Origin of the sequence: Collinsella sp. TM09-10AT, from assembly GCF_003436275.1 — a bacterium.
Lineage (GTDB): Bacteria > Actinomycetota > Coriobacteriia > Coriobacteriales > Coriobacteriaceae > Collinsella.
In genome coordinates this window covers 89771-102013 of record NZ_QSOP01000003.1, presented here as the reverse complement: position 1 = coordinate 102013, position 12243 = coordinate 89771, and the positions used below count along the sequence as shown (strand labels likewise).

13 protein-coding genes are annotated in these 12243 nt (G+C 60.3%); 11 read left to right on the top strand and 2 right to left on the bottom strand.

Annotated elements, in window-relative coordinates:
* Nucleotides 1-8 precede the first annotated feature (8 nt).
* The 4 genes from DXD77_RS02265 (at nt 9) to DXD77_RS10545 (ending at nt 3447) form a co-directional block, all read left to right on the top strand.
* Complete coding sequence (locus tag DXD77_RS02265) at nt 9-1223, top strand: PTS transporter subunit EIIC (RefSeq protein WP_118334715.1); 1215 nt, start codon at nt 9-11, stop codon at nt 1221-1223.
* 150 nt (nt 1224-1373) lie between these two features.
* Nucleotides 1374-2528 (top strand): cation diffusion facilitator family transporter, encoded by a 1155-nt coding sequence (locus tag DXD77_RS02260; protein ID WP_199408989.1) that lies wholly within the window; start codon nt 1374-1376, stop codon nt 2526-2528.
* Nucleotides 2529-2567: 39 nt separating this feature from the next.
* Nucleotides 2568-3188: a histidine phosphatase family protein gene (locus tag DXD77_RS02255; protein ID WP_117647594.1), complete on the top strand. Its 621-nt coding sequence runs from the start codon at nt 2568-2570 to the stop codon at nt 3186-3188.
* Nucleotides 3189-3219: 31 nt separating this feature from the next.
* Complete coding sequence (locus DXD77_RS10545; RefSeq protein ID WP_233506705.1) at nt 3220-3447, top strand: hypothetical protein; 228 nt, start codon at nt 3220-3222, stop codon at nt 3445-3447.
* Between the two features lie 99 nt (nt 3448-3546).
* On the opposite strand, the gene DXD77_RS02245 is transcribed toward DXD77_RS10545, so the two are convergent.
* Both DXD77_RS02245 and DXD77_RS02240 read right to left on the bottom strand, forming a co-directional pair.
* Entirely contained in the window at nt 3547-4308 is a 762-nt protein-coding gene (locus DXD77_RS02245) for a DeoR/GlpR family DNA-binding transcription regulator (RefSeq protein WP_117647592.1), read from the bottom strand.
* A gap of 15 nt (nt 4309-4323) precedes the next feature.
* Nucleotides 4324-4992: a DeoR/GlpR family DNA-binding transcription regulator gene (locus DXD77_RS02240; RefSeq protein ID WP_233506703.1), complete on the bottom strand. Its 669-nt coding sequence runs from the start codon at nt 4990-4992 to the stop codon at nt 4324-4326.
* A 25-nt stretch (nt 4993-5017) separates the two neighbouring features.
* On the opposite strand from DXD77_RS02240, the gene DXD77_RS02235 reads away from it, so the two are divergent.
* From DXD77_RS02235 to DXD77_RS02205, 7 genes are all read left to right on the top strand, one after another.
* Nucleotides 5018-5458 (top strand): PTS sugar transporter subunit IIA, encoded by a 441-nt coding sequence (locus DXD77_RS02235; protein WP_117647590.1) that lies wholly within the window; start codon nt 5018-5020, stop codon nt 5456-5458.
* 117 nt (nt 5459-5575) lie between these two features.
* Nucleotides 5576-6052: a PTS sugar transporter subunit IIB gene (locus DXD77_RS02230; protein ID WP_117647588.1), complete on the top strand. Its 477-nt coding sequence runs from the start codon at nt 5576-5578 to the stop codon at nt 6050-6052.
* An 80-nt stretch (nt 6053-6132) separates the two neighbouring features.
* A complete protein-coding gene (locus DXD77_RS02225; protein WP_117647586.1) occupies nt 6133-6942 on the top strand; it encodes a PTS sugar transporter subunit IIC in 810 nt (269 codons plus the stop codon).
* Nucleotides 6942-7772, top strand: a complete 831-nt coding sequence (locus DXD77_RS02220; protein ID WP_117647584.1) for a PTS system mannose/fructose/sorbose family transporter subunit IID — start codon at nt 6942-6944, stop codon at nt 7770-7772. Before DXD77_RS02225 ends, DXD77_RS02220 begins: the two co-directional genes overlap by 1 nt.
* Before the next feature lie 169 nt (nt 7773-7941).
* Nucleotides 7942-9438 (top strand): sulfatase, encoded by a 1497-nt coding sequence (locus DXD77_RS02215; RefSeq protein ID WP_117647582.1) that lies wholly within the window; start codon nt 7942-7944, stop codon nt 9436-9438.
* A 157-nt stretch (nt 9439-9595) separates the two neighbouring features.
* Nucleotides 9596-10642: a radical SAM protein gene (locus tag DXD77_RS02210; protein WP_233506702.1), complete on the top strand. Its 1047-nt coding sequence runs from the start codon at nt 9596-9598 to the stop codon at nt 10640-10642.
* A gap of 101 nt (nt 10643-10743) precedes the next feature.
* Nucleotides 10744-12228 (top strand): arylsulfatase, encoded by a 1485-nt coding sequence (locus tag DXD77_RS02205; RefSeq protein ID WP_117647579.1) that lies wholly within the window; start codon nt 10744-10746, stop codon nt 12226-12228.
* The last annotated feature ends 15 nt before the right edge of the window (nt 12229-12243 follow it).

Sequence of the window (12243 nt, the reverse complement as noted above, 5' to 3'; positions counted from 1 at the left end):
GGCGTTCCATGTCACAAGTTTCTAACACCTCGTTTACAACGACGGTTTCATCAAACGCCATGGCCGTGGTGGACTATCTGTCCAAAAGCATGATGTCGGCGCTGCCGTTTATTGTTTGCGCGGCGTTGTTCCGCACCGCCGCCGTCATTATGGGCGAAGGCATGCTGGGCCTGTGGTCTGCCGATTCCGAAATCTATCGCCTGTTCTACAGTTGGCTCTATAACGCCGGCTACTACTTTTTGCCCATTTATCTTGGTTGGGCGGCCGCCCGCCAGCTCGGTTGCTCGGAGCAGCTGGGCATGATGCTGGGCGGCGTATTGATTGCGCCCGATCTGCTTAAGCTCGTCGATGCCGCATCGACGACGGGGGCATCGATGACTTTCGTGTATGGTCTGCTTCCCGCGCCGGTCAACGATTACACAACGACTGTTATTCCGGTTCTCATCTCGGTACCCGTGCTATGGCGAGTGGAGTGTTTCTTCCAGCGCGTTATCCCTAAGGCCGTGGCGTTTTCGTTTGTTCCGTTTGCAACCATGCTCGTCATGGTTCCGGTCTCGCTGTGTATTACGGCGCCGGCGGGCAGCTATCTGGGCATGCTGTTGGGACAGCTTATGTTTATGCTTGGCAATTCCGGTGGCATCGTGTCGCTGCTCACGCTTATGGGGCTTGCCGCGGGTTGGGAGTTTCTTAAGATCGCGGGTGTCAGCAACGTTGTCCTATCGCTCGCCTATGCGCAGTTTATGAGTGTGGGAACGGATTCGTGCATTCTGATCGCTGCGACGATGGCGACGTTCGCCGTTTGGGGTATGCCCTTTGGCGCGTCGCTCCGCGTTGCGGATAAGGACGAGAAGGCGCTCATGCTGGGCTATTCAATCTCGGGTATTCTTGGCGGCGTAAGCGAGCCAGCGCTGTACGGATGCGGCTTTAAATATGGCAGGTGTCTGACGTGCATGGCCGTTGGCGGCGCCGTCGGAGGCCTTGTTGCGGCCGTAGGCCACGTTACGGCTTATACTATCGGTATGACGAATGTTCTTATGGTCATTGGCTTTGCCACGGGCGGCATCTCGAATCTGCTGTGGTGCTGCGCTGCCGGCGGCGCAGCATTTGCGGTGTCTGCGGCGCTGAGCTACTGCTTTGGCGTGGTGCCGACAAAGGTGCAGGCGGCAGAAGACGAAGCTGATTCGCTCGAAACAGTGGCGAGCGCTGCTGAAGCAAGCGCATAAATCTGTGCGACAAAAGGACGATTCCTTTGTCATATTCCAAGGCTGCGGCCCGTGTGGGCTGCGGCCTTTTTGTATCTGGAGGACAAAGTGGCTACACTACAATCCGTTTGAGCAATAGATATATAGGTAGTACCGTGGGGACTGATGAGGATGGTCGAGTGGATTGTTCGTCGTGCGCAGGGCGACCGTGCGCGCGTGGGAACGTTGACGGGCATAGTGTGTATTCTCGCCAATGTTGCGCTTTGCGCTGCGAAGGGTGCAATTGGCGTGCTGTCGGGATCGGTTTCGATTGTGGCGGACGCCATGAACAACCTGTCCGATGCCAGCTCGAACATCGTGAGCGTGCTTGGCTTTAAGCTGGCGGGCAAGCCGGCCGACCCCGAGCATCCTTACGGACATGGCCGCTACGAGTATCTCTCGGGTCTGGTCGTGGCGGCGCTCGTGCTGCTGATTGGCGTTGAGCTGGTGAAATCCTCGGTTGAGCGCATCATCCACCCCGAACCTGTCGAGTTCTCGCTTGCCCTGGTGGCAGTCTTGGTGCTTTCGATGATTGTTAAGCTCTGGATGGCGGCCCTCAACCAAAAACTCGGCGATCGCATTGAGTCCGAAACGCTGCACGCGACCGCGCAGGACTCTAAAAACGACGTCCTTGCCACGGGTGCCGTATTGATCTGTGCAATTGTTTCGCAGGTGACGCATGTAAATCTTGATGCTTGGGTTGGACTTGCCGTTGGCGCCTATATTGGCTGGAGCGGGTTTGATCTGATTCGTGATACGGTGAGTCCGCTGTTGGGCCAGGCTCCCGATCCAAAACTGGTCAAGCACATCCGGGACAAGATCATGAGCTACCCGGGTGTTTTGGGCGTTCACGACTTAATGGTCCATGACTACGGCCCGGGCAGGAAGTTCGCAAGCGCTCATGCCGAGATGGCGGCCGAAGCCGATCCGCTGGAGAGTCATGACACGCTCGACAACATTGAGCAGGCGTTTAGGAAAGATGACGGCATGATCGTCACGCTTCATTACGACCCCATCGTGACCGACGATCCAAAGGTGGCAGATATGCGCCTCCGCATCAACGCGATGGCCAAACAGATCGACGGCCGTATTTCGATCCACGACCTGCGCTGCGTGCCGGGCCCTACGCACACTAACGTGATTTTTGACTGCGTGCGTCCTTCGGATTTAACGATGGGCGCCGATGACCTTAGGCGCACGCTGGCGCAGCAGGTGGAGTCCGAATATCCCAAGTCGATAGCCAAGATTACGGTCGATGAAGACTACGTCGGCGCGGCACGCGAGTAGGGCTGTATCGCTAGGGCCATTCGCGCAAAAGGGGAGACCATGAAGAAACTGTATCTGCTCCGTCACGGTCAGACGGAGTTCAATGTCAAAAAGCTCGTCCAGGGCCGCTGCGATTCACCGCTAACGGACTTGGGCCGTCAGCAGGCCGCAAAGGCCGCCGCATGGCTTAAAGCCCGCGACGTCACCCCCGACAAGGTAGTCTCGTCTCCTTTAAGCCGGGCCATGGCCACGGCTCGGCTCGTCGCAGGCGAGCTCCTCGGCCCGGACGCCGCCGTCGAGCCCTGCGAAGGCATCATCGAACGCTGCTATGGCTCCTTTGAAGGGGGCCCGCACGACGCACTGCCTACCGACGTCTGGGATCCGGGCGAGGACTTAATCCCCTTCGGAGGGGAGGGAAGTCAGGCGCTGCAAGAGCGTATGGTAAGCACGCTCGCTAATCTCATGAGCGCCGATGATGTTGAAACCGTCCTGGCAGTAAGCCACGGCAGCGCCAGCCGCCAATTCATCAAAGCCGCCGCCCCAGAGGGCTTCGAACTCCCAGCAAAGCTCCCCAACTGCGCCATCATGATCTTTGATTTTGAGGATTCGCAAGAAGAATGCGACACGTCCCAATGTAAGTTCACCTTGCAGCAGATCATCGATCCTCAACAAAGTCTTTAGCCTGAGCGAGCAGAGTTAAGCAGGCATCAACGTGTCGTCTCCCGAGCTTTGGCTTGACACGCTGAACATCTACAAGGATAACCTTGAGGCCGTCGAGGCGTTCCTGGCCGACGCCCGCGCCATGGGCGACGGTCGCCTCAATGTGGTGCTCACCGGTGCCGGCACCTCCGATTACGTGGGTGAGGTTGTCGTCCTCAACCCCGACCTATCCCTCGTCGAGACCTATCTCGGTGGCGAGAGCGTCTACACTGAGAAGTAGCTGCTGACCTATTTGCGATTTGATGCGAATAATGAGACCCCGATTCGGCTTTATCGAATCGGGGTCTTTGCTGTGGTGTCCAGCTAAATCAAAACAGGCCTATTCTGCGACGATGATGCGAGTTGATTCGAGAACCATGGAACGCTGTTTGTCGTTGACATTTGCATCGGTGATGAGTGCGTCCATTTGATCGAGATTGAAGAAGCCGAAGAAGTCCATCTGTCCGATCTTGCTTGAATCGCAGACAAGGTAACGCTTGGCGGCGCGATCGCAAGCGAGCGCCTGTAAGCGTCCTTCCTCAAGGTTAGAACAGGAGATGGATTGGGCGAGTACGCCGTTGGTGCCGATAAAGCAAGTGTCGATACCGAGCGGGGCGAGAGCATCTTCGGCGATGGGCCCGACGAAAGAACCCGATCGTTTGCGATACTGTCCTCCCAGGGCCCAGATCTCCACATCGTTACGCGTCTGGAGCATGTTCAGCACGATGATGCTGTTTGTGATGACGCGCAGCCGCATGCGCGGCAGCGCAAGGGCGATGAGAGCGCAAGTCGAACCGGGTCCGAGGAAGATGGTGTCGCGCTCTCTGATGAGGTTGACAGCGGTGCGTGCGATATGCTCTTTTTCAGGGGAGCGGATTGAGAGCTTTTCAAAAAACGGGACCTCTTCGGCAATGGGGGAGCCGCTTGAAAGTCGGATGCCACCGTACTCGCGGATGACGCCAGCGCGTCGCGAGAGCTCATCGAAGTCTCTTCGAGCGGTCATTTCAGATATACCAAAGATTGTTGCGGCTTGGGCAACAGTGACCATTCCGCGCTGAGCGCACAGCTCAAGTAATTGTTCGTGACGTTCGGGTTTAAGCATGGCTTGCCAATTGGATTATGCGGTAATGACGGAGGTATAGGCGCGGAGGGCCTCGATGGTCCGGGGGTCTGCGTCCTCGTTAATGAATGCCGCGGTCATATCCTCCAGTGTGGTGAAAAGGCAGAAGTCGCGCCTTCCGACTTTTTCAGCATCTACAACAAGATAACGCTCCTGAGCTCGAGAAAGAGCGTCTGAGAGGACCATGGCTGCATCGGGACGAGAGCCAAAGACCTCGTTTCCAAAAATACCGGTTGCCGAGACGTAGGCCTTGGGAGCGGATAGACCGTAGGGGCCGCGGCCGTTGTATGGCATGGTGAAAACTCGCGTGTCGTGACGCATCATGCCACCAACAAAGAATAGATCTATATGTGGATTGTCGGCTAGCAGGTTCAGCACGGGAAGACTGTTGGTGACGACGCGTATGTCCTCCTGGGGCAAATACGAACACATGAGCTCGAGAGTGGAGCCTCCACCGAGAAAGATCGTATCGCCGGCTGAGACGGTTTGGGCGGCGGCTATAGCAGCGGCACGTTTCTGATCAACTTGAAAACGACGTTTCTCCTCATGCAGGGTCAAACGTGAAAGGGCTGTTCCGTGGGCGGAGTGTGGAAGCTGAGCCCCTCCGTGTACGCGCACAAGAAGGCCCTTGTCGGCAAGCTCGGCCAGGTCACGCCTGATGGTCATATCCGAAACAGATAGGGTATTAGAGATGCGTATCGGTGTCATCCTTGCAAGTCACGGAGAGTTCGCTCAGGCCGCCCTCGGCGCCGTCGAGATGATTGCGGGCAAGCAGCCTGATGTCATCGCTCTTGGTCTCACCGCCGAGAAGAGCCTGGAGTCTTTCGAGTCCGAGATGCGCGAGGCTTACGAGACCCTCAGCGCCGAGTGCGAACTCGTCGTCACCCTATGCGACATCTACGGCGGCACCCCATTCAACGTGACTACCCGCTGCCTGCTCAACGGCATGAACATGGTTGCCTACACTGGCCTGTCCATGCCCGTTGCGGTCGAGCTCCTGCTCACCCGCGATGGCCTCGATTCCGCCGACGCGGTCCGTGCCCAGCTCACTGCCGCTCACGCCGGGGCCCAGCAGGAGATCAAGGCTCCCGCTCCGGCCGTGGAGGCAGACGAGGACGATTTGGACCTCTAGGCTCGTTAGCCCGTCGATTCGAGTGGCGCTCACCCGTATCCCCCGAGTGGGCGCCTCGATCGAGCAGAGCATTCGTAAACGGTACTGAAGGAACGTGCAAACGAAAAGGAGAACATCATGGCACTCAAACTCGTCGACATCGATGACCGCCTGATCCACGGTCAGGTTGCCACCACTTGGATTCCCGACTTCGGCATCGAATCGGCAATCATTGTCTCGGATAAGGTCGCCAACGACCCCGTCCAGAAGTCCGTCGCCGGCCTCGCCGCCCCCGACATCAAGGTCTCCGTCTTCGGTGTCGAGAAGTTCATTGAGGTCCTCAAGAAGACCGAGCTCAAGAAGGCCACGATGGTGCTCTTCACCAACCCCATCGACGCCCTCAAGCTGCACGAGAACGGCTTGCCGTTCGACTACCTGAACGTCTCCGGCATGCGCTTCAACGAGCAGCGTCATCGCCTGCACAAGAACATGTCCGTCACCGCCGAGGAAAAGGCCGCCTTCGAGGAGCTCATTGGCCTCGGCGTCGACTGCTGGATGCAGACCACCACGCGCGATTCCAAGGAGCCCGTGTCCGAGCTCCTCAAGAACTACTAAGTAAGTAACCATCTCCGGGCATGTGAACCCGGGGCGTGCCCATCGGAGGGAACGATGGGCGAATAGGGAAGGAGAGGCTTATGCTTCAGGCACTTCTGCTCGCCATCTGGGCGGGTCTGTGCACTTGGGACCAGTTCGGTCCCCACCTGGGCTTCCGCAAGCCCCTGCTGGCATCCGTCGGCGTCGGCATCATCCTCGGTGACATGACGACCGCCATCATGATCGGCGCGACCATGGAGCTCATGTGGCTCGGCGTCAATAACATCGGCGCTTATGTTCCGCCGGATGTCATCTCCGGCACCATCGTCGGTGCCGCCCTGGGCATCATGGGTTCCACCGACACCGCCAGCGCCATCGCCCTGGCAGTCGCCATCGGCATCCCCACCGCCACCTTGGTTCAGCAGCTGAACATCTTGGTCATGACCACTAACGTCTCGCTTGTCCACGGTGCCGACAAGGCCATCGAGTCCGGTAAGTTCAACGCCGTCAACAAGTTCTTCTGGACCGGCGCCCTGTGCTTCTTCCTGACCCGCGCCGTTCCCGTCTTCATCGCCACGGGCATCGGCTCCTTCGTGATCGAGGACATCATGGCCTTCCTGCAGAACCAGGTTCCGTGGGTCCTCACCGGCTTCTCCACCGCCGGTGGCATGATGCCCGCCGTCGGTCTGGCCATGCTCCTCACCATGATGATGAAGAAGAACATGTGGATCTTCCTGCTGCTCGGCTTTATCATGGCCGCCTTCCTCAACGTCCCGACCGTGGGCATCGCGCTCGCCGCTTGCGCCGCCGCCGGCGTGTGGGACGTCATTACCGAGGGCCAGAAGAATCAACCCGCCCCTGCCGCCGCCTCTGCCGCCGGCTCCGATGATGACGAGGAGTACGATCTCTAATGGGTAAGATCTCCAACTCCACCCTGAACAAGGTCCTGCTGCGCACCCAGGGTTGCCAATTCGCGCACAACTACGAGCGCGTGCAGTCGCTGTCCCTGACCTACTGCTTTGCCCCTGTCCTCGAGGAGCTCTACAAGGACGCCCCCAAGGAGGAGCGCGTTAACGCCATGAAGCGCCACCTCGAGTACTTCAACACCCACCCGCTCGCGATCCCCTTCATCCTTGGCATCACCGCCGCCCTGGAGGAGACCACGGATGAGGATCAGAAGGACACCGTCGTCGGCATCAAGACCTCCCTCATGGGTCCCTTCGCCGGCCTTGGTGACTCCCTGCTGAACCTCACCTGGTTCCCGATCGCCGGCTCCATCGGCGCATCTATGTGCGTCGACAACGGCTCCATTGTGGGTCCGCTCGTGATGTTCTTGCTCATCAACCTGCTGTACTGGCCGCTGAAGTACTTCGGCCTGCACAAGGGTTACGAGATGGGCATGGAGCTCGTCGAGAAGGCGGGCGTCCAGGTCTTCGACCGTCTGGGCAACCTCGCCAACGTGCTGGGCGTCATGGTCACCGGCGGCCTGATCGCCACGACCGTTAAGCTCAAGCTTGCCGTGCAGTTCGCCTTCGGTGAGGGTGACCCGCTGGTGCTCCAGGACCAGCTCGATAAGGTGTTGCCCTTCCTGCTGCCTGTCGTTCTGACTTTCATCTGCTATCGCCTGCTCAAGAAGGGCCAGGGCAAGAACTCCGCCCAGATCATCATCGGTCTGATTGTGTTCTCCCTTGTGTTCGCCGCTATCGGTTTCTACTTCCCGGCGTTCAAGATCTTCGCCTAATCGCGAGCTTATCAAAAGGCAAATCGTTTGATGCCCGCGCCCCGCATGCCGGGCGCGGGCCTCGTTGTCTCATGTGCTCTCCATCGTGCGCGATCGGGGTGCGCTCCATTATGCCCATGTGCCTTTGGCGTATCGCCATCTGGCAAATCCAACTATCGAAAGGATGCCAATGAGAACCGTCCTCGTGCTCATGGATACTCTGCGTCGCGACGTCCTGTCGTGCTACAACCCCGCAACCGACGTCCAGACCCCCAATCTCGATGCCTTTGCCGAGCGTTCCTGCGTGTTCGACAACCACTGGATCGGCTCGGCTCCCTGCATGCCTGCCCGCCGCGACATCCTCACCGGTCGCTACAACTTCCTCGAGCGCCCCTGGGGCCCTATCGAGCCCTTCGATGTGACGCTGCCGGCCTGCCTGCGCGCGAACGGCAACTTCTGCCACATCACCACCGACCACTGCCACTACCTACGCACCGGTGGCGAGGGCTACCTCCAGGAGTTCAACACCTGGGATTACTACCGCGGCCAGGAGGGCGACCCGTGGGTCAGCCGCATCGATGAGCCGAATAACATGCCCGAGACCTTCTACGGGCGCGTGCGCGAGCAGTACCAGAAGAACCGTCAGCTCTGGCCCAACGAAGAGGACATGCCGAGCCCCAAGACCTTCCAGTCCGCCTGCGACTGGATCGACGGCAATGCTGGGGCCGACGACTTCTTCCTTATGGTTGAGGCCTTCGACCCGCACGAGCCCTTCGATGTGCCCGACAAGTACATGGAGATGTACGGCGGCACTGGCGAGCTCGACCGCGACTACTTCGAGATTCCTGAGTACAAGCGCGTCTCCGCCACCGACGTCAACAAGGGCGCGGAGGACTACCTGCAGCGCCGCTACAAGGCCCTCGTCACCATGACCGACCGCTGGTTTGGTAGGCTCATCGACAAGCTCGAGGAGCGCGGGATGCTGGACGATACCATGGTCATGGTCACCACCGACCACGGCTATTTCCTGGGCGAGCGCGACTACATGGGCAAAAACTACATGCACCTGTATAACGAGCTCGCGCATCTGCCGTTCATTGTGCACTTCCCGGGTAACGCCCGCGCCGGCGAGCATGCCCGCCAGCTCACTCAGGCAATCGACATCATGCCCACGGTGCTTGAGGCCCACGGCTGCGAGATTCCCGCAGATGTGTGCGGCACCTCCCTCGTGCCGCTCATGACGGATGCTGACGCGCCCACGCGTGGCTACGCCCTGTACGGCGTGCACGCCATGACCGTCAACGTCACCGACGGCCGCTACACCTACTTCCGCGCGCCGGTCGCCGGCAACCAGCCGTGCTTCGAGTACACCGCACTGCCGCACACCATCCGCAAAAAGATGGGTTCGGACTGCCCGGAGGAGATTGAGTGTGGCCGCTACTTCAAACGCACCAAGTACCCGCTGTTCAAGATCCCCTGTAAGAAGCCGGCCCAGATCGAGGGAGCCACGCCGCTCGCCGAGGTCGAGCAGACGATGCTGTTCGACCTTGAGAGTGACTACGGCCAGGTTAATAATCTCGCCGGCAAGGACGACCACGCCGAACAGCGCATGATTGACCTGCTGCTGCGCGGCCTGGAGGAGCATGAGTCCCCGGCCGAGCAAAAGGAGCGCCTGGGCTTGGCCTAAGATTCATGCGGTGATTGTGCGGGCCGGATGCGCCGCCTCGGGTAAGGAGGTGGTTTCCGGCCCGATGAGTGAGGGCTAGCCTGTGCGAAGGGGGGTATGTGCCATGTGCGCGAAGCATATTGGCTTTTTGATAAAACCGGCATCGAGTGCTTGCAACATGCGGTGCAGGTACTGCTTTTACTGCGATGTCGCTGCTCATCGCGAGGAGCGGAGCGCCCGCGTCATGGGCGAAGACGTGGCAAGTGCCATCATCGACCGTGCACTCGCCGTGGCGAGTGATGCGCACATTTCTTTCGCCTTCCAGGGCGGCGAGCCCACCCTGGCCGGCCTTGACTTCTTCCATTCGTTCGTCGCGCGGGTGGAGGAGCGCCGTGAGAACCAGCGGGTGAGCTGGGCGTTGCAGACCAACGGCTACCTGATCGAAGAGGAATGGGCCGAGTTCTTCCGCGAGCACGGGTTCCTCATCGGAGTCTCGGTTGACGCTTATCGCGACCTGCACGATTCGATGCGTCCCGATGCGCACGGTGCCGCTACGTACGCGCGCGTCATGAGCGGCGTTCGCCTGCTGCGCGAGCGCGGCGTGGACGTCAACATACTCTCGGTCCTCACCTCGCAGATGGCGGCGCATCCACAGCGCGTCTTCTCCTTCATCAAGCAGGAGAAGATCACCCATATCCAGTTCATCCCGTGCCTGCCGGGCCTCGACGATGAGCGGGACACGTTCTCGCTCGACCCGCGTGCCTTCTCCTCGTTCTACCGCCGCTTGTTCGACTTGTGGTGGCGCGAGCTCGGTGCTGGGCGCTATGTGAGCATCTGGCTGTTCGAGAACGTCATGCAGATGGCGCTCGGGCAGTTTCCGTCGCAGTGCGGTATGCTCGGCCGCTGCGCTCCGCAGTTCGTGGTGGAAAGCGACGGTTCGGTGTATCCGTGCGACTTCTATGCGCTGGATGAGTACCGCGTGGGCGATATTCGCGTCGATTCCCTTGAGGCAATGGCGACCTGTGAGACCATGCGCATGTTTTTGAACGAGCCGCGTCGCGATTGCGCGCGGTGCGCCGATTGCCCCTTTGAGGGCATTTGCCATCGCAACTGCAAGCGCCTGAACATCGCCTATTACGATGCGGGCTACTGCGGGCTGCGTGAGTTTTTGGAGTACGCCTATCCCGGCCTGCAGCGCGTGGCTCGCATGTTCACGCGGCGCTGATCCTGCCCGGGTTTTGCCTCGTCGTAGTTGTGTGGGGCTCTGCGCCCCTCCCGCCTTGACCACTCAATCTTCATCCCGTTCCCGTGAGTTTGGAGTTCCCTATGCCCCAGCAACCCAACGTTCTCCTTATCATGTGCGACCAGATGCGCGGCGACTGCCTGGGTATCGACGGCCATCCGGACGTGCAGACGCCCTACTTGGACACGCTCGCCGCCGACGGCATGCTGTTCGAGAACGCCTACTCCGCCTGCCCGAGTTGCATCCCGGCGCGCGCCGCCCTCTTTTGCGGCAAGACGCCCGCGGGCACGGGCCGCGTGGGTTACCAGGACGGTATCGCGTGGGAGTACGACCATATGCTCGCGCAGGAGATGCGCGACGGCGGCTACCAGACCGCCGTGGTAGGCAAGATGCACGTGCATCCGCCGCGTTTGGGCTGCGGCTTCGAGCACATGCGCCTGCATGACGGCTACATCGGCCACTACCGCAAGGCGAACCTGCCGTACTGGATGCACCAGAACGTCTCCGACGACTACATGCGCTTCCTCAAAAATGAACTGGGCGAATTCGCCGACGTGAACGGTTCGGGCGTTGAGAACAACTCCTGGATCACCCATCCCTGGGCCTACGAGGAGCGCCTGCACCCCACCAACTGGGTGGTGGACGAGTCCATCCGCTTTTTGGAGACCCGCGATCGCACGCGCCCGTTCTTCCTCATGACGAGCTTCGTGCGGCCCCACCCGCCCTTCGACGCGCCGCAGACCTACTTCGATCTGTACCGCGACATGGAGCTGCGCGCGCCTGCCGCTGGCGATTGGGATGACGCCGATGCCACCGAGCGCGATGGCATGATCTTGGACAGCGTGCACGGCTGCCGCGACGCCGAGCTGCGCCGCGAGGCCATGGCGGGCTATTATGCCTGCATCACACATATGGACCACCAGATCGGCCGGCTCATCACGGCGCTCGAGAACGACGAGACCTACCACGACACCGTGATCGTGTTCTGCTCCGACCACGGCGAGATGCTCTTTGACCACAGTCTCTTTCGCAAGGTGTTGCCCTACGAGGGCTCCGCGCGCATCCCCTTCATCGTGCACGTGGGCAAAAACGTCGATGTGCCGGGCGGCGAGCGCGTTCGCGGCGTGAGCGAGAGCACGGTGGAACTCATGGACCTTATGCCCACCATCCTCGAGGCGTGCGACCTGCCCGTGCCCGAGGGCGTGGAGGGCGCCTCGCTCATGGGCGAGCTTACCGGCGCCGTGCCGCTGAACCGTGCATACCTGCACGGCGAGCACAGCGGCAGCCGCGAGCAGTCCAACCAGTGGATCGTGACCCCGCATGACAAGTACATCTGGTTCACACGGACCGGGGTGGAGCAGTATTTCGACCTGGACGCCGATCCGCGTGAGGAGCACGACCTCATCGACGCTCCGGAGCGCGCCGCGCGCATCGCCGTGCTCCGTGCCTGCCTGATTAAGGAGCTCGCTGGTCGCGAAGAGGGATATGTTCGTGACGGCGAGTTGGTGGCGGGACGTGCGCCCGCCGTTATGCTTGAGCGCCCCCGGCCCTCGCGCCTCCAACGTTAAGAGAAAGGCCTATCC